Annotated in this window: 14 protein-coding genes, 3 tRNA genes and 1 pseudogene; 8 read left to right on the plus strand and 10 right to left on the minus strand. The window is 71.3% G+C overall.

The genetic code is table 11. The features are described from left to right. Positions 1–29 precede the first annotated feature (29 nt). From KVT44_RS49275 to purS, 5 genes are all read right to left on the minus strand, one after another. Positions 30–821: an META domain-containing protein gene (locus KVT44_RS49275; RefSeq protein ID WP_217574976.1), complete on the minus strand. Its 792-nt coding sequence runs from the start codon at positions 819–821 to the stop codon at positions 30–32. 160 nt (positions 822–981) lie between these two features. Beyond that, positions 982–1,815 (minus strand): maleylpyruvate isomerase family mycothiol-dependent enzyme, encoded by an 834-nt coding sequence (locus KVT44_RS49280; protein WP_217574978.1) that lies wholly within the window; start codon positions 1,813–1,815, stop codon positions 982–984. A 224-nt stretch (positions 1,816–2,039) separates the two neighbouring features. Further along, positions 2,040–4,298, minus strand: coding sequence for a phosphoribosylformylglycinamidine synthase subunit PurL (gene purL / locus KVT44_RS49285; protein ID WP_054235043.1), 2,259 nt, complete (start codon positions 4,296–4,298; stop codon positions 2,040–2,042). Continuing rightward, on the minus strand, positions 4,295–4,975 hold the full coding sequence (gene purQ, locus KVT44_RS49290; RefSeq protein WP_054235044.1) for a phosphoribosylformylglycinamidine synthase subunit PurQ: 681 nt from the start codon (positions 4,973–4,975) through the stop codon (positions 4,295–4,297). Before purQ ends, purL begins: the two co-directional genes overlap by 4 nt. After that, entirely contained in the window at positions 4,972–5,235 is a 264-nt protein-coding gene (gene purS / locus KVT44_RS49295) for a phosphoribosylformylglycinamidine synthase subunit PurS (RefSeq protein ID WP_005482678.1), read from the minus strand. The genes purQ and purS overlap by 4 nt, the downstream gene beginning before the upstream one ends. Positions 5,236–5,596: 361 nt before the next feature. Here purS and KVT44_RS49300 point away from each other — a divergent pair, with 361 nt between their 5' ends. From KVT44_RS49300 to KVT44_RS49335, 8 genes are all read left to right on the plus strand, one after another. Continuing rightward, on the plus strand, positions 5,597–5,914 hold the full coding sequence (locus KVT44_RS49300; protein ID WP_075031378.1) for an Lsr2 family protein: 318 nt from the start codon (positions 5,597–5,599) through the stop codon (positions 5,912–5,914). Positions 5,915–6,066: 152 nt separating this feature from the next. Further along, positions 6,067–6,138, plus strand: a tRNA-Gly gene (locus KVT44_RS49305). 79 nt (positions 6,139–6,217) lie between these two features. Continuing rightward, positions 6,218–6,293, plus strand: a tRNA-Gly gene (locus KVT44_RS49310). A gap of 130 nt (positions 6,294–6,423) precedes the next feature. Further along, positions 6,424–7,476, plus strand: coding sequence for an ABC transporter ATP-binding protein (locus tag KVT44_RS49315; RefSeq protein ID WP_217574980.1), 1,053 nt, complete (start codon positions 6,424–6,426; stop codon positions 7,474–7,476). Continuing rightward, a complete protein-coding gene (locus KVT44_RS49320; RefSeq protein WP_217574982.1) occupies positions 7,473–8,291 on the plus strand; it encodes an ABC transporter permease in 819 nt (272 codons plus the stop codon). The genes KVT44_RS49315 and KVT44_RS49320 overlap by 4 nt, the downstream gene beginning before the upstream one ends. 20 nt (positions 8,292–8,311) lie before the next feature. Continuing rightward, positions 8,312–9,628 carry a sensor histidine kinase gene (locus KVT44_RS49325; protein WP_217574994.1) on the plus strand — a complete coding sequence of 439 codons (1,317 nt, stop codon included), beginning with the start codon at positions 8,312–8,314 and terminating at the stop codon, positions 9,626–9,628. Beyond that, positions 9,625–10,281 (plus strand): response regulator transcription factor, encoded by a 657-nt coding sequence (locus tag KVT44_RS49330; protein WP_190173682.1) that lies wholly within the window; start codon positions 9,625–9,627, stop codon positions 10,279–10,281. The genes KVT44_RS49325 and KVT44_RS49330 overlap by 4 nt, the downstream gene beginning before the upstream one ends. Positions 10,282–10,303: 22 nt before the next feature. Beyond that, a tRNA-Gly gene (locus KVT44_RS49335) sits at positions 10,304–10,376 on the plus strand. Between the two features lie 61 nt (positions 10,377–10,437). On the opposite strand, the gene KVT44_RS49340 is transcribed toward KVT44_RS49335, so the two are convergent. From KVT44_RS49340 to KVT44_RS49360, 5 genes and pseudogenes are all read right to left on the minus strand, one after another. Then, positions 10,438–11,337, minus strand: coding sequence for a phosphoribosylaminoimidazolesuccinocarboxamide synthase (locus KVT44_RS49340; RefSeq protein WP_217574984.1), 900 nt, complete (start codon positions 11,335–11,337; stop codon positions 10,438–10,440). A gap of 74 nt (positions 11,338–11,411) precedes the next feature. Then, positions 11,412–12,965 (minus strand): N,N-dimethylformamidase beta subunit family domain-containing protein, encoded by a 1,554-nt coding sequence (locus KVT44_RS49345; protein ID WP_217574986.1) that lies wholly within the window; start codon positions 12,963–12,965, stop codon positions 11,412–11,414. Between the two features lie 186 nt (positions 12,966–13,151). Then, positions 13,152–15,032 (minus strand): hypothetical protein, encoded by a 1,881-nt coding sequence (locus KVT44_RS49350; protein ID WP_217574996.1) that lies wholly within the window; start codon positions 15,030–15,032, stop codon positions 13,152–13,154. A 329-nt stretch (positions 15,033–15,361) separates the two neighbouring features. Beyond that, the gene (purD, locus tag KVT44_RS49355; protein WP_217574988.1) at positions 15,362–16,663 is read right to left on the minus strand and encodes a phosphoribosylamine--glycine ligase; all 1,302 of its coding nucleotides are present in this window, start codon (positions 16,661–16,663) and stop codon (positions 15,362–15,364) included. A gap of 98 nt (positions 16,664–16,761) precedes the next feature. Next, positions 16,762–17,693 (minus strand): annotated as a pseudogene (locus KVT44_RS49360) (DNA polymerase III subunit gamma and tau); the annotation flags it as partial.

Genomic DNA, 17,693 nt, shown 5'->3' on the forward strand with positions numbered 1-17,693 from the left:
CCGAATTGGGGATACGGATCTTTGACGGATCACTCGTCGGCGACGGCTTGGACGGTTTTTCCGTTTGGGCTGGTCAGCGCGATGGATCGGTGGTTCAACTCGTATACGACCGTGCTGTCGAAGAGGCCCAGCAAGGTCCTCTCGGTGTCCATGAGTGAGCCGTCGCACATCATCCGGGTGGTCTTGGCGGCGCCGAGGGTGATATGTCCGTCGCGGACGGTGGCCTTGGCGGTGACGTGGTTGCAGCCGAGGCGACCGGAAAGGGTGCCGTTCGCCTTGTCGAGGGTGAAGTGGGCGTCGGCCCCTTCGGGAAGGGACTGGGCCACGTCACCGTCCCCGAGGGAGGTGACCGTCCACTTCGTGCCGTACAGGGGTGCGTCCGGCTCCTTGGTGAGATCGACGCGGTCGCCGCCGTCGGTGGTGAGCGTCAGCTTGTCGCCCTTGACCTCGCTGGTGAACGTGTTGTCGACGTAGGCACGGCTGAGGCTCTGCTCGAAGCTCATGGGGTCCTTCTGGCAGCCCATGTCGGTCGCCTCGATCTCCCCGAAGTCGACACGGTCACCCTTGAGGGTGACGGTGGAGCCGAAAGTGTTGCAGCCGAGGTTGCCGCTGACGCGACCGTCTTCGCCGATCCGCAGATACGCGCTGTCCGGCGCCTGCCGGGTCCGGCCATGCGTGGTGAGGGTGTCGACACTCCAGTGAACGCCGGTGACCGGGGACGATCCGGTCCCCACGGAACCACCACCCGCCGTCTCGGTGCCGCAGGCCACGGCGAGCGGAAGCAGGGTCAGGACGCTGAGGGTCAGTCGCTGCTTGTCCATGACGGTGTGACGGGAGGGGTGGGGTGGCCGGTTCCCCTCCGGGGCGGTGCGGGGGCTCCGCAGGTGGAGTCGGCGGGTGGGGTCCGCAAGTGGAGTCGGCGGGTTCAGCCGCCGGGTGGAGTCAGCGGGTGAGGTCAGCAGGGTGAGCCGCCGGGTGGAGTCAGCCCATCAGGGGCAGCAGTCCGCCGAGGTCGGCCCGCTCACCGCTGGCGCTGACCTTCGCGTCGTCCAGCGCGGTCTTCCAGTCCGTACGTCCCGTCGCCAGCCGGATCCAGGTCAGCGGGTCGGTCTCCACGACGTTCGGCGGTGTGCCCCGGGTGTGCCGGGGGCCCTCCACGCACTGCACGACGGCGTACGGCGGGATCCGCACCTCCGTCGACGCGCCGGGTGCCTTCACGGCGAGCGCGTCGGCGAGCAGCCGGGTGCAGGCGGCGAGGGCCTGGCGGTCGAGGGGGATGTCGGTGCCGGCGGCGCGGTTCAGGTCGTCGGTGTGCACGACGAGTTCGACGGTGCGGGTGACGAGGTAGTCGGCGAGGGTCATGGCTCCGATGGGGGTCCCCCCTGCTCGAGCGGAGCCGAGAGCTTGGGGGAGCGCGGCGAGCAGCCGGTCGTCGGGGGCCGTGGCCAGGCGCTCGGTGATCCGCTGTTCGACGCGGGCGTAGAGCGCGTCGAGGTCGGGGTTGTCGCGGGCGAGTTCGCGGGTGCCCTCGGCGATGTCCCCGGCGCGAGCCGCCGTCGCGAACGGCCAGTCCAGCAGCGCGAGTTCCTTCGCACCGGGCTCGGGCCGGTCGAGGTTGCGGCTCACGGTCTCCACCGCCATCGTGAGGTGCGCGGCCAGCTCCCGCACGCTCCAGTCCCCGAGCCGCGCGGGCCGCGCCAGCTGCTCCTCGGTCAGGGTGTGGACGCCCTGGCGCACGTTCCCGAACTGCGCGAGCACGGCCACGCGGATCTTGGCGGGGTCATAGGTACGGGTGCGTTTCCTGGCCGGCGGCATAGGGCGAGCCTAGGGCCTGTCCGGCGGAGGACGTGAAGAAGTCGATGTCCGTACAGAAACGTCACGCTGGCGCGCTCCTGCCGGCCGGCGCCGGGTTCGGCCGGCTCTTGGGAGGCCGGTGACAGAAGGGCGCCGCGACCCCGCCCCTGGCGACCGAGCCCGTTCCGGCATGGCAACGGCCCCGACCGTCGAAACGGTCGGGGCCGTCGGCGCCGTACGACCGCTTACGCGAGCAGCGCCGGGATCGTGCCCTCGTGGGCCGTGCGGAGCTCGTCCAGCGGGAGTGCGAACTCGCCCTGGACCTCGACCGCGTCTCCGTCCACGACACCGATCCGGGTGACGGGCAGACCCCGCGCACCGCACATGTCGTTGAAGCGGAGCTCCTCCGAGCGCGGGACGGCGACGACCGCGCGGCCCGCCGACTCCGAGAAGAGGAAGGTGAAGGCGTCGAGACCGTCGGGGACGACCAGCCGGGCGCCCTTGCCGCCGAGCAGCGCCGACTCGACCACGGCCTGGATCAGACCGCCGTCGGACAGGTCGTGCGCCGAGTCGATCATGCCGTCGCGGGAGGCGGAGATGAGGATCTCGCCGAGGAGGCGTTCGCGCTCCAGGTCGACCTTCGGGGGCAGGCCCCCGAGGTGGTCGTGGACGACCTGGGACCAGGCCGAACCGCCGAACTCCTCGCGGGTGTCACCGAGCAGGTAGAGGAGCTGGCCCTCTTCCTGGAAGGCGACCGGCGTGCGGCGGGCGACGTCGTCGATGACGCCCAGCACGGCCACGACCGGAGTCGGGTGGATGGCGGCCTCGCCCGTCTGGTTGTAGAGCGAGACGTTGCCGCCGGTCACCGGGGTGCCCAGCTGCAGGCAGGCGTCGGCGAGACCGCGGACGGCCTCGGCGAACTGCCACATGACGGCCGGGTCCTCGGGCGAGCCGAAGTTCAGGCAGTCGGAGACGGCGAGCGGCTTGGCGCCGGTCGTCGCTACGTTGCGGTAGGCCTCGGCGAGCGCGAGCTGCGCACCCGTGTACGGGTCGAGCTTCGCGTACCGGCCGTTGCCGTCCGTGGCGATGGCGACGCCGAGTCCGGTCTCCTCGTCGATGCGGATCATGCCCGAGTCCTCGGGCTGCGCCAGCACCGTGTTGCCCTGCACGAAGTGGTCGTACTGGGAGGTGATCCAGGACTTGGAGGCCTGGTTCGGCGAGCTCACGAGCTTGAGGACCTGGTCCTTGAGCTCCTCGCTCGTCGCCGGGCGCGGCAGCTTGTTCGCGTCGTCGGCCTGGAGGGCGTCCTGCCACTCGGGGCGGGCGTAGGGGCGCTCGTAGACCGGGCCGTCGTGCGCGACCGTGCGCGGGTCGACGTCGACGATCTTGCCGCCGTGCCAGAAGATCTCGAGGCGATCGCCGTCCGTCACCTCACCGATCACCGTGGCGATGACGTCCCACTTGTCGCAGATCTCCAGGAACCGGTCGACCTTCGCCGGCTCGACGACCGCGCACATGCGTTCCTGCGACTCGCTCATGAGGATTTCCTCGGGAGAGAGAGTCGAGTCCCGCAGGGGTACGTCGTCCAGGGTGACGCGCATGCCGCCGGAGCCGTTGGAGGCCAGCTCGGAGGTGGCGCAGGACAGACCGGCCGCGCCGAGGTCCTGGATGCCGACGACCAGCTTCTCGGCGAAGGCCTCGAGCGTGCACTCGATGAGCAGCTTCTCCTGGAAGGGGTCGCCGACCTGGACGGCGGGGCGCTTCGACGGCTTGGCGTCGTCGAAGGTCTCGCTCGCCAGGATGGAGGCGCCGCCGATGCCGTCGCCGCCGGTGCGGGCCCCGTAGAGGATGACCTTGTTGCCGGCTCCGGACGCCTTGGCGAGGTGGATGTCCTCGTGCTTCATGACGCCGATGGCTCCGGCGTTGACGAGGGGGTTGCCCTGGTAGCAGGCGTCGAAGACGACCTCGCCGCCGATGTTGGGCAGGCCCAGGCAGTTGCCGTAGCCGCCGATGCCCGCGACGACGCCCGGCAGGACGCGCTTGGTGTCGGGGTGGTCCGCGGCGCCGAAGCGCAGCGGGTCGACGACGGCGACCGGGCGGGCACCCATCGCGATGATGTCGCGCACGATGCCGCCGACGCCGGTGGCCGCGCCCTGGTAGGGCTCGACGTACGACGGGTGGTTGTGCGACTCGACCTTGAAGGTGACGGCGTAGCCCTGGCCGACGTCGACGACACCGGCGTTCTCGCCGATGCCGACGAGGAGGGCGTCGGACTGCGGGGCCTTCTCGCCGAACTGGCGCAGGTGGACCTTCGAGGACTTGTACGAGCAGTGCTCGGACCACATGACGGAGTACATGGCGAGTTCGGCGCCGGTCGGGCGGCGGCCGAGGATCTCGACGACCCGCTCGTACTCGTCCTTCTTCAGGCCCAGTTCGGCCCAGGGCAGCTCGACGTCGGGGGTCGCGGCCGCGTTCTCGACCGTGTCCAGAGGCGTGCGGCTCATGCGGTGACCAGCTTCTTGAGGATCGAGGTGAAGAAGGGGAGGCCGTCGGTGCGGCCGGAGCCGACGAGGGGCTCGACGGCGTGCTCCGGGTGCGGCATCAGACCGACGACGTTGCCCGCCTCGTTCGTGATGCCGGCGATGTCGCGCAGCGAGCCGTTCGGGTTGACGTCCACATAACGGAACGCGACCCGGCCCTCCGCCTCCAGCATGTCGAGCGTGTGCTCGTCGGCGACGTACCGCCCGTCCATGTTCTTCAGCGGGATGTGGATCTCCTGGCCGGACTCGTAGTCGGCCGTCCAGGACGTCTCCGCGTTCTCCACCCGCAGCTTCTGGTCGCGGCAGATGAAGTGGAGGTGGTTGTTGCCGAGCATCGCGCCGGGGAGGAGGTGCGCCTCGGTGAGGACCTGGAAGCCGTTGCAGATGCCGAGGACGGGCATTCCGGACTTCGCCTGCTCGATCACGGTCTCCATCACGGGCGAGAAGCGCGAGATGGCACCGGCCCGGAGATAGTCGCCGTACGAGAAACCGCCGGGCAGCACCACGGCGTCGACCTGCTTGAGGTCCTTGTCCTTGTGCCAGAGGGCGACGGGTTCGGCACCGGCGAGCTTGATCGCACGCTGCGTGTCCCGGTCGTCGAGGCTGCCCGGAAAGGTGACGACTCCAATACGAGCGGTCACTTTCCTGCCTCCGCGACTTCCTCGACCTTGACGGTGAAGTCCTCGATCACGGTGTTGGCGAGGAAGGATTCCGCCAGTTCATGGATGCGGGCGAGCGCGGCGTCGTCCACCGGTCCGTCCACTTCCAGTTCGAATCGCTTTCCCTGACGTACGTCGGAGACACCTTCGAAACCGAGGCGCGGCAGTGCACGCTGCACCGCCTGGCCCTGGGGGTCGAGGATCTCCGGCTTGAGCATGACGTCGACTACGACGCGTGCCACTGGCACTCCCGGTGTGTGGTGCTGAGCAGGTCGCTTCAGACTACCCGCACAAAATTTCTACTCGCGTAGATTCGTAGAATCCTACGTGAGCCCGATCACGATCCCGCATCGACGCGGGGACCTGTACGGAAAATCCTGGGAAAAATCGCAGAAGAGCGGCTGGGCCCCATTACCTTCGGACACGCGGAAGGTTTTAGTCGGGCTTCACAATGCAATGCCCGGCACTGTACAAAGGAATTGGCAATAGCCGATACTTTGCCCAATAACAGCCGGACAGTCGACATCTCCCCGACAACTCCGTGACGTCCACGCACGTCATGGGGGGCGATCGCAGAGGTGCCGCACGAAGGGACCGATATTCGTGGCGCAGCGTGTCGTGGTCACTCTCTTTGACGACATCGACGGCTCGGAAGCGGCGGAGACGATCGCCTTCGGACTCGACGGCAAGTCGTACGAGATCGACCTCAATCCAGCCAATGCCAAGAAACTGCGTAAGGTGCTCGCGCCCTACGTCGAGGCCGGCCGCAAGCAGTCGAAGTCCGGGAAGGCGTACACGCACACCGCGTTGACCCCCGACCCGGCCGCCGTCCGTGCCTGGGCCCGCTCCAACAAGCTGGACGTCCCCCCGCGCGGCCGCATCCCCAAGAAGGTCTACGAGGCGTTCGCCGAGGCGCACTGAGTCCGAGGGTCCGCCGGATGGCTCGCCGGGGTCCCGCTCCGGCCGGCCATCCGCCCCCGCGCGCAACCGACTTGCGCTGACCCCCTGCTGATCAGCTAGAGTCTGGAGCACGCCGAGGGGCAAGGCCGAAAAGCCGGACCCCGAGGAGTCACGCGGGTGTAGTTCAGTAGCAGAACATCCCCCTTCCAGGGGGAAGGCGCAGTGTGCAATTCCTGTCACCCGCTCTGCAGCCCTTACCGATCACTGTTGTGGATCAGGTAAGGTGGTGCTCGCACCGACCGGTGAAAGCTGGTCGGAGGCAATGCGGACGTAGCTCAGTTGGTAGAGCGCAACCTTGCCAAGGTTGAGGTCGCGAGTTCGAGCCTCGTCGTCCGCTCCAGGAAGCAAAGACCCCGGTCATCGACCGGGGTCTTTCTCGTGTGCGCGTACGAGCGTCCCCTGACATTTGTCATGCGGAGTGATGACACCGCGCACTGCTGTCGGGTCCCGTCCGCGGGGACGCTGATTCCATGAACACGAACGAGCAGGATGACGTGATCGAGGTCACTGATCTGCGGCGCGTGTACGGGGGAGAACGGGGAGCCGGCGGAGATTTCGAGGCCGTGCGCGGAATCACCTTCTCCGTGGGCCGCGGTGAGCTCTTCGCGCTGCTGGGGACCAACGGCGCCGGCAAGACCTCCACCGTCGAGCTGCTGGAGGGCCTCGCCCCTCCAGCGGGCGGCCGGGTGCGGGTCCTCGGACACGATCCGTACGAGGAGCGCGCGGCCGTCCGGCCCCGGATCGGCGTGATGCTGCAGGAGGGCGGCTTCCCCTCCGAACTGACGGTCGCGGAGACCGTACGGATGTGGGCGGGCTGCACGAGCGGAGCCCGGCCGACCGCTCAGGCCCTGGGGATGGTCGGGCTCACCCGGCGGTCCGGGGTACGGGTGAAGCAGCTGTCCGGGGGCGAGAAACGGCGCCTGGACCTGGCCCTCGCGCTCCTCGGCCGCCCCGAGGTCCTCTTCCTCGACGAGCCGACGACCGGCCTGGACGCCGAAGGACGCCGGGACACCTGGGAGTTGGTGCGCGAGCTGCGCGACGGCGGTACGACCGTGGTGCTGACCACGCACTACCTGCAGGAGGCGGAGGAGCTGGCCGACCGGCTCGCGATCCTCCACGAGGGGCACATCGCGGCCTCCGGCACCCCTGCCGAGGTGACCGCGTCCTCACCGTCCCGGATCTCCTTCGAACTGCCCGACGGCTACTTCCTCGGAGATCTGCCCCCGCTCGCCGGACTCGGCGTGACCGATCACGAGACGGCGGGCCGTGCCGTCAGGCTGCGCACCGACGAACTCCAGCGCACCGCCACCGCGCTGCTGGTGTGGGCCCACCAGAAGCAGGTCGAGCTGCGGGGGCTCGATGTGCGGTCGGCCTCACTGGAGGAGGCGTTCCTACGGATAGCACGGGACGCCGCGGGCCGGGATGCGGGTGCGCGGGACGCGGATGTACGGGGTGCGGATGTCCGGGGTGCGGATGCGCCGGGTGCGGATGCGCGGGAGCAGGAAAGGGGGACGGTGGCATGAGCGCGACAGTCCCGGCGACCGAGCAAACCGGTGCGGGTGCGGGTATGGGTACGACGACGGCCGCGGGGCGGATGGCCGCCCTGGCGCGCGCCGAACTGACCCTGCTGGGCCGCTCGAAAGCGACCCTCGCCGCCGCCGTGTTCATGCCGCTGCTCTTGCCGTTCAGCCTCCGCTCGACGGTCGACCAGATGGACCTGAAGGGCACCGGGCTCTCGGTCGGCTCGGTCATCGTGCCGTCCTCCGTCGGCTTCTCACTCCTCTTCGCGGTCTACAGCCCGCTGGTGAGCGTGTACGCGGCCCGCCGCGAGGAGCTCGTCCTCAAACGGCTGCGCACCGGGGAGCCGCGGGACGCGGAGATCCTCGCGGGTGCGGCCCTGCCCTCGGTCGCGATCGGCCTGGTGCAGTGCCTGGTCCTGACGGTCGCGTGCGCCGCGCTGCTGGACGTCGGCGCGCCCCGGGCACCCCATCTCGCCGTCCTGGGGCTGCTCCTGGGCCTGGCCATGTGGCCGCCGCTCGCGGCGATCACGGCGAACTTCAGCAAAAGCGTGGAGGGCGCCCAGGTCGCCACCATGCCCTTGATGCTGGTGTCGCTGTTCGGTTCCGGCACCTTCTTCCCCCTCCAGGTCATGCCGGACCAGCTGGCCTCGGCCTGCGAACTGCTGCCCCTGACCCCGGTGATCACGCTGATACGCGGCGGCTGGACCGGCGGCCTCTCCGCGCACGACACCCTGGGCGCGCTCGGGACGGCGGTGGCCTGGATCGTGTTCGCGGTGTTTGCTGTACGGCGGTGGTTCCGCTGGGAGCCGCGGCGTTGACCAGGGACTCGGTGGTGGGCATGGGCGGGCGCGGTGGCTGGTGGCGCGGCAAGAGCACGCCGGCGAAGGTCGAGACGTACACACGGTGGTCGTTCCACACCTTCCCGTTCGTCGAGGTCGCCACCTTCGCGCTGCCGGCCTTCGGATACGTGCCCGCCCCGGTGAACTGGATCCTGTTCCTGCTGGTGAGCGTGCACGCCGCGCTCGCCGCGGTGACCGCCTCGCTGACCCTGGACTGGACTCGCGGCCGCCGCCCGCTGCCGGTACGGCTGCTCTGGGCGCTGGGCACCGCCACCGTGGTGATCGCCGTCGTGAGCCTGGTGGTCGCGCTGCACGGCCCGCGCGGCGCGGACAACGGGGCGGCGGCGGGCACGGTGTTCGTCGGCGTCCTGTCGTTCGGGATCGGCACTCTGGCGCTCGCGGTGCGCGAGACACGACGCATGGTGTACGGCGTGCTCGGCGCCGCCGTGGGTGCCGGCGCCGTGGCCGTCCCGGCGGGTGTCCCGGCGCCCGGTGCCGCCGTCGCCGCCGGCGCGGTCGTCCTCGCCGCCGGCTTCTTCACCTTCACCTCCGCCTTCTCCGTCTGGCTGCTGAACGCCGTCTACGAACTCGACGAGGCCCGCGAGACCCGGGCCCGGCTCGCCGTCGCCGAGGAACGGCTGCGCTTCGGGCGCGATCTGCACGACGTGATGGGCCGCAACCTTGCGGTCGTCGCGCTGAAGAGCGAGCTCGCCGTGCAACTGGCCCGGCGCGGACGGCCGGAGGCCGTGGAGCAGATGATCGAGGTCCAGCGGATAGCGCGGGAGACACAACGGGAGGTCCGCGAGGTCGTACGCGGCTACCGCGAGGCCGATCTCCGGACCGAACTCGCGGGAGCGCAGGGCGTGTTGACGGCCGCCGGCATCGACTGCGAGGTCAGCGGCCCGGTGACCGGACTGCCCGCGGAGATCCAGTCCGCGCTCGGCTGGGTCGTACGGGAGGCGACGACGAACGTGCTGCGGCACGGGGACGCCGGACGGTGTGCGGTGTCCCTGCGGGTGGCGGAGGGCCGGGTGACCCTCACCGTCGAGAACGACGGGGCGCCCGGTGTCGGTACCGGTTCCAGTACCGACACCGATACCGCCGAACCGGGAAGGGGATCCGGGCTCGCCGGGCTGCGGGAGCGGCTCAGGGAGGTGGACGGGGTGCTGCGGGCCGGGCCCGCCGGGAGTGACCTGTTCCGCCTGACCGCCGAGGTGCCGCTGCCCCCCGACTCGGTCCCGGAACAGGCTCCGGCCCCGGAACCGGGTGGGTCGCCCCGACCCGTCCCCCACCCTGTGCGCGAGGTCACCTCATGACGTCCACCCCACCCACCTCACCCGTCCCACCCGCCCCATCCGCACCGCCCGTGCGGCTGTTGCTCGCCGACGACGAGCACCTGATCAGGGGTGCGCTCGCCGCGCTGCTGGGACTGGAGGACGACCTCGTGGTGGTCGCCGAGGCCGCGACCGGGCCCGAGGCGCTGGCGATGGCGCTGGCGCACGAGCCCGATGTCGCCGTTCTGGATCTGCAGATGCCGGGGGCGGACGGTGTGAGGGTGGCCACATCGCTACGGGCCGAACTGCCCGGCTGTCAGGTGCTGATCGTGACGAGTCACGGGCGGCCGGGGCATCTGAAGCGAGCGCTCGCGGCAGGTGTGCGCGGGTTCGTCCCGAAGACGGTGAGCGCACAGCGGCTCGCGGAGATCATTCGTACCGTGCACGCGGGAAACCGTTATGTGGACCCGGAATTGGCCGCGGACGCGATCTCCGCCGGGGACTCGCCGCTGACCGCGCGCGAGGCCGAGGTACTCGAGTTCGCCGCCGACGGGGCGCCCGTCGCGGAGATCGCGGAGCGGGCGGCACTGTCCCAGGGGACGGTACGCAACTATCTTTCGTCGGCCGTCTCGAAGCTCGGGGCGGAGAACCGTCACGCGGCGGTGCGTCTCGCACGGGAGCGAGGTTGGGTATAGTTGTTCTCGCACCACAGCGCATGCGGACGTAGCTCAGTTGGTAGAGCGCAACCTTGCCAAGGTTGAGGTCGCCAGTTCGAACCTGGTCGTCCGCTCAGAGAAAGAAGCCCCCGACCCTTCAGGGTCGGGGGCTTCTTCGTGTGCTCCTTCGCGTCCTCAGCTCCAGCTGATGCCGGTCAGGCGCTCGTACGCCTCGATGTACTTGGCGCTGGTCGCGTCCACGATGTGCTGCGGCAGCGGCGGCGGGGGCTGCTCGCTCCTGCGGTCCCAGCCCGACTCGGGAGACGTCAGCCAGTCGCGGACGAACTGCTTGTCGAAGGACGGCTGGGCATGGCCCGGCTCCCACACGTCGGCGGGCCAGAAGCGGGAGGAGTCCGGGGTCAGCACCTCGTCGGCGAGGACGAGCGTCTCGCCCTCGTAGCCGAACTCGAACTTGGTGTCCGCGAGGATGATGCCGCGCTCGCGCGCGATGTCACGGGCGCGGCCGTAGACGGCGAGGGTCGTCTGGCGCAGCTGGGCCGCCGTCTCGGCGCCGACCTGGCGGGCGACCTCCTCGTACGACACGTTCTCGTCGTGCTCGCCGACCGCGGCCTTGGTGGCGGGGGTGAAGATCGGCGCGGGGAGTTCCGAGCCGTCGACGAGGCCCTCGGGGAGGGCGAGGCCGCAGACCGTGCGGGACTCGTCGTACTCGACGAGGCCCGAGCCGGTGAGATAGCCGCGCGCGACGCACTCGACCGGCGTCATCCGCAGGGACTTGCAGATGAGGGTGCGGCCCTCCCAGTCGGCGGGGGCGCCCGGCGGGAGCTCGGTGCTCAGCACATGGTGGGGGACCAGGTCGGCGAGCTTGTCGAACCACCACAGCGAGAGCTGGGTGAGGACCCGGCCCTTGTCGGGGATCTCGGTGGGCAGCACCCAGTCGTAGGCGGACATGCGGTCACTGGCGATCATCACGAGGTCGCCCGCCTCGTTCTGGTACAGGTCGCGCACCTTGCCGGTGTGCAGATGTACCAGACCCGGGACCTGGAGGGGCTCGGGCTTTTCGACGAATCCGGACACGGTTCCTCCCCGTGGTTCTGTCCAAGTGGCTCGATTCTCCCGTATCCGGAGAGCGGCTTCGGCCAGGGGGTTCGTCAGTCGCGTTTGCAGATGCGGTCGAGGAGGTTCGCGGTGGCTCGCTGGACACGGGCGTCGACGTGGCCGGGGCGGTCCAGGGCCGGGGACCACGCGAACGTCCCGGCCGCGAAGACCAGGGCGCCGGAGGGAGCCCGGTAGAGGGAGGTCTCCTGGTGGCGGGTGGCGCCCTCGCTGTCCTGGTAAGGGGAGTGGGCGAGCAGGATGCGGCCCTGGTGCTCGGGCAGCGGGGTACGCGGGAAGTAACGGTCGGCCTCGCCCGCGACCATGCCGTCGAGTTCGTCGCCCTCGTGTACGCCGGTCGCCTCCCACAGCCAGTGGTCGGCGTTGCGCACGACCAGGGGGTGGGGTTCCGGGACCCTGCCCGCGTACTGGATGCCGATGAGCTGCTGCTCAGGACGGTCGATTTCGCGCCACAGCGCCGGCCTTCCCGGGCCTCTGCGTTTGCGGCAGGTCAGCAGGCGGTCGGCGACGCCGGACGGGGACGGGGCCAACTCCACCTGCCAGTACATGGTGTTGGCGGAGAGGAAGACCAGGGAGGTGCCGCTTTCGCGGGCGAGTTCCACGGTGCGGCGCATGGCCAACGACCAGTACTCGTCGTGCCCCGGGAAGACCAGGCCGCGGTAGCGGGTGGGATCGACACGGCCGGCGTGCAGGTCGCGGGCGTCGGCGTAGGCGATGTCGTAGCCGTAGCGCTCGGCCCAGCGGATGAAGTCGTAGGCGTGGCCGACGTGGAGGGGAAGGCCCGCGCCGGCGTACGGGCGGTCGAAGGAGACCGTCGTCGCGGCCTCGGACTCGCCGAGCAGACGGCCGTTCTCGTCCCAGGCGTGGTAGAGGCTCGCGCCGGTGTGCCCGTCCTCCGGGTAGAGGTTGTACGCCTGCCAGGTGACGTCCGGGAGCAGGAGGAGGAGGTCCGCGGGGTGGTTGTCGCGGACGGTGAAGGGGACGTGGGAGCGGTAGCCGTCGGCGGTGGTGAGTACGGCCACGTACGCGCCGATGTTCCAGAAGCTCGGGATCTGCAGGCGCCAGGAGAGCCACCAGTGATGACAGGAAACGGTTCTGTCGGCGGTGAGGGGCGGCGGCTGGACGATGCCCGACAGGCGGGGGCTGGTGGTGATCTTGCTGGCCCCGTCGCCTCCGTAGTGCCCGATGCGGTAGATGTCGACGCTGAATTCCTGGGGCGGGTCGACGGTGACGTGGAAGTCGATGGCCTCGCCCGGCGCGGCCGCGCCGTTGGAGGCGAAGCCCTTGATCTGGCGGTGCACGTCGTCGGCCGAGCGGGGGCCGCCGGCGCGGGGGCGGGGGATGGGGGGCTTGCGGGAGCCCTGGAGGGTGGCGGAGCCACCGGGACCCCCGGCCTGACCGGGCTGACCAGCCCGACCTGCCTGATCGACGTGATCAATGTGATCGATGTACCACGGGACGACATGGCCCGTGTCGTCGAAGTACTGCTCGTCGCCCCTGAGCCAGGGAACGGGGCCCTGGCCGAAGGGGTCCGTCACGGCGTGCGCGAGTGCGCCCGACTCCCAGCGGCGGATCTGCTCCGACCCCATGCCTGCTCCCCTCCCTCATGCCCCCGTCGGTTCTGTAAGCCTCTGCCCTGCACGCGATCGGTCCCAGCACATCACATTACGCACGCACTCCGTCACCGTTCGTCGCGAATTGACGTGAACGGAACGCGGTCCTCCGGTCGAAGAGGCGGATATGGGCGGCTGGGAGTAAGGACGGTGGTGGTGGCGTCAGACCAGGCGGACCGGTTTCTCGGGGCGGACGCCCAGGTGACGGAGCCAGTCCCGGAGAGGTTCCGGGTCACCGTCCTCCACGAGGGTCAGGACCCGCGGCCCCAGATCGGCGGCCCGCACCCCGTCGACGAGAAGGGCGGGGCCATCGAGCCAGTCGAGCCCCGGCGCCGCCCCGGCGGTGTCCATCGCCGCACAACAGACCATCGCGGTGACATGGTCGGCCAACAGCTCACGGCCACTGCGCGGCGGCTGGAGCGGAAAGAGCGGCAGCATCCCGTCGTCCCAGAACGACCAGTCGGGGCCCGGCTGCTCCGCACCCCCGCCCGGCCCGGACGCGACGGCCGGCGCCGCCGCCTCCTCACGGGCCAGCTCCGCGCTGAGCCCGGCCGCGAGTGCCGCCGTCCGCTCACTCCCGAGCACGGGCTCGCCGTCCTCCCCGACCTCCTCCTCGGCCTGGCCCTCAGCCTCTGTCTCTGTCCCTGTCTCTGTCTCTGTCTCTGTCTCGTCAAGGCTCACGCCCGTGCCCCTCTCCCCGTACGCCTCGCGCCGATCGACGGAGAGGCCGTCGTCGTCCGTGGCCGGCGTGGCAGGCGCGGTCAGATGGTCGAGCACGCGAGCCAGCGTCGGACCACCCTGGTCGGGCTGGGTCGGATCCGTGGGGTGGCGGACGCCCAGCGCGTCCAGCACCCGGTGCAGCCGGGCCGCTTCGGTGCGCCAGGTGCGGTCGACGACCTCGTCCGGATACTCCTGCCAGTCCACCGGCGCCCAGTCGGGCCCGGGCTCCGCGGGCCCGCCGTGGAAGAGGCGCGCGGCGAGCAGCGAGGCCGCCTCGTCCACCGAACCGGGCTCTTCGAGCAGGTCACAGGCGGGACGCTCGCCGAGGCGGGACGCGAAGCCCTCGGCCAGCCGGTCACGGCGCGACAGCTCGGTGAGGGCCGCGACGACACCCGCGTCCAGCCGGGCCGGCCAGCGGCCCATCCGCCAGGCGGGCAGCGCGACCCGGGTCAGCAGCCGGTCCCAGCCCGCGTACGCCAGGCCGACCTGTTCCTGAGCGACGATCCGCAGACCGTAGTCCACAGCCTGTGCACGCTCGGCCGCGGCAGCCGCCACTCCCCGTTCCATCTCGGCCGCATGGCCCCGGCAGCTGCGCAGCAACAGGCGGGTCACCCAGCCGACACCGGCGAGGACCGTGCGGGCCAGGGGGCCGCGGGCGGGCTCGGAGGTCACGGCCACGGCCGCGTCCAGACCCCGTACGAAACGGCGGGCCGCGGCTATGTCGGGGTGCGCCGAAGGGCCCGTACCGGCGACGACCGGGGCGAGGACCGCGCGCAGCTCCCCGACCCGCATCCACCACAGGAAGGGCGAGCCGATGACGAGGACGGGAGCCGCGGGGGCTCGGCGGGGACGCCCGGCTCCGCCTCCCACCCCTCGTACGCCCGCTATTTCGTCGCGGTGCTCGGGCGGCGGCGGACCGTGCGCCGGGTGGGTGCGGTCCTCCAGCCAGCTGTCGCAGTCCGGGGTCAGCGCTATCGCCGAGGGCGGCGGGACGTCGAGGCGGTCGGCCAGATCCCGGACCAGGCGGTAGAGGTCGGGAGCGGACGCCTCCGCGATCGGGACCGTGGGGCTCACGGCGGGCCGCGCGCGGGCGACGACGAGCGCGATGCCCGCGGCGGCGAGCAGCACGAGGGCGGCGAGGACCGTCACGATCCAGCGAGTGACGGGCCAGCTCCCGCCGGTGATGTGCCCGGTCGAGCCGCCGACGAGCAGCACGACGGCGACGGCCGCGGGCAGCAGGGCGACGGCCAGCGCCCTGCTGCGTATCCGCAGCACGGCGAGCGCCCGGGAGCGCGCGGCCTGCGCGCCCACCTCCACACCCATACCGGTCACGACCGGATGTCACCCCCTGCTGTCGGCCCGGCCCGGGCTGTCTCGCAGCCCGCGCCGAAGGATGCCCTGGTGTTGCTCACTCCCCCACTGTGGCACCCACCACCGACATCGCAATGCCGGTGGGCCAAGTGCCGGAACGCTTTCGCCGCACCCTAGTTGGGGCCTCGGCCCCCGTCAGCCGGATGGGGCATCGCTCACTCGATGGAATGGCTTTGGGGAAAGGTGGATGACCGTGGGCAAGGATCAGGCCCCGGATTCCGTACAGAATCCGGGGCCCAGTGGTGCGTGCGGGGGTGGGGGCTACGCCTCCGTCAGGGGCTCTACGCCTCGGTCGTGACGTCGGTCGTGGCCTCGGCCGTGACGTCGGTCGTGGCGTCCGCCGCCGCCTTCGCCGCGATGTCCGTACGGTGCTGCGAACCGTCGAGGCCGATGCGGGCGACCGCCGCGTAGGCGCGGGCGCGGGCCTCGGTGAGGTCGCTGCCGGTCGCCGTGACGGAGAGGACCCGGCCGCCCGCGCTGACGACCGCGTCGCCGTCGTGCTTCGTCCCGGCGTGCAGGACGTACGCGTACGGGGCGTCCAGCGCCGCCACTTCGTCGAGCCCGGTGATCGGGTCGCCGGTGCGCGGGGTGTCGGGGTAGTTGTGGGAGGCCACGACCACGGTGACCGCCGCGTCGTCGCTCCAGCGCAGCGGCGCCAGATCGGCGAGGGTGCCTTCGGCGGCGGCGAGCAGGACGCCCGCGAGCGGGGTCTTCAGCCGGGCCAGGACCACCTGGGTCTCCGGGTCGCCGAACCGGGCGTTGAACTCGATCACCCGTACACCGCGGCTCGTGATCGCCAGACCCGCGTAGAGAAGGCCGGAGAACGGGGTGCCGCGGCGGCGCAGCTCGTCGACGGTCGGCTGGAGGACGGTCTCCATGACCTCCTCGACCAGCTTCGGGTCCGCCCACGGGAGGGGCGAGTACGCGCCCATGCCGCCGGTGTTCGGGCCCTCGTCGCCGTCCAGCGCGCGCTTGAAGTCCTGGGCGGGCTGGAGCGGGACGACCGTCTCGCCGTCGGTGATCGCGAAGAGGGAGACCTCGGGGCCGTCGAGGAACTCCTCGATGACGACGCGGTCGCAGGCGATGGCGTGCGCGCGGGCCTTCGCGAGGTCGTCGGTCACGACGACACCCTTGCCGGCCGCGAGTCCGTCGTCCTTCACGACGTACGGGGCGCCGAAGGCGTCGAGCGCCTCGTCGACCTCCTCGGGCGTCGTGCAGACATACGAACGTGCCGTGGGGACGCCCGCCCCTGCCATCACATCCTTGGCGAAGGCCTTCGAGCCCTCCAGCTGCGCGGCCTCCTCGGAGGGGCCGAAGCAGGAGATGCCCGCCGCGCGCACGGCGTCGGCGACCCCGGCGACGAGCGGCGCCTCCGGGCCCACGATCACCAGCTCGGCGCCGAGCTCCGTGGCCAGCGCGGCCACGGCGGCGCCGTCGAGGGCGTCGACCGGGTGCAGCTCGGCCGTCTCCGCGATGCCTGCGTTCCCGGGGGCGCAGTGCAGGGCGGTGACGTCGGGGTCAAGGGACAGGGAACGGCACAGGGCGTGTTCGCGGGCGCCGCTACCGATGACGAGGACCTTCACGGGGTCAGCCTAACCGTCGGGGCCGGGTGCCTTTGTGGGGGCTTCCGAAGCGAGGGGTGGGGAGAGTTGGTGCGATCCTCCGAGAGAGGCCCGCGTGTTCACTCGTTGGAGAACTCCTCCACCACCGTCGCGCCCAGTTCGCGGACGATCAGATCGTGGCCCGAGAGGGCGGACTCGTCGAGGTCGGGGTCGTCGTCCTCGGGGATGTCGTCCTCGGGGGCCACCGGAGGCGGCTCGTAGGCGGCGGGGGGTGGTGGAGCGGGCGTCGAGGCGGGCGCGGCCGAGGCCTGGCCCGCGGGCGGGCCCTGCGACGCGGCGGGGCGCGGAGCCGGGGGCTGCTGGGGGGCGGGGCGCGAGCCGGCCGGAGCTCCGCCGTAACCGCCACCACCACCGCCATAGCCGCCGCCACCGCCGCTGCTGCCGCCGCCACCGAATCCGGGACCAGGGCCGGAGGCCGACATCGGTGGCGGTGCCGAGCCACCGGAGGTGTCGACGATCGCCTCGACCTTCCACTGCACATTGAACTGTTCGGCCAGCGCCTGCTTCAGGACTTCCTCGCTGCCGCTGCTGGCGAAGTTGTCGCGCGCGCCCGCGTTGACGAAGCCGATCTGCAGGGTCGTGCCGTCGTAGCCGGTGACCTGCGCGTTCTGGCTGAGCAGGATCCAGGTGAAGCGGCGGCGGTTCTTCACGGCCTCCAGGATGTTCGGCCAGAGCATGCGGGGGTCGACGCCACCGGCGGCGGGGGCCGGCGCGGAGGCGGGGCCGGGGCCCGGGCCGGGGGTGGACGTCGTCGGCGCAGCAGCGGGTGCGGGTGCGCTGGGGGCGGCGGGGGCTTGTCCCCCGCCTGCGGGTGTCGCGGTCGGCCAGCCGCCCGGGCGCCGACCGCTGCCCACGGCCGTCGCGGTGGGCCAGGCGCCGGGCGCGGCTCCGGACGGGGGCGCGGGCTGGGCCGTAGCGGCAGACGGGGGGGCCGCGGGGGCGGCAGGGGCGGCGCCGGGGCCCGGGGGGGGGGCCGGGGGGGGGGGGGGGG

Origin of the sequence: Streptomyces sp. GbtcB7, from assembly GCF_019091445.1 — a bacterium.
Classification (GTDB): domain Bacteria; phylum Actinomycetota; class Actinomycetes; order Streptomycetales; family Streptomycetaceae; genus Streptomyces; species Streptomyces mirabilis.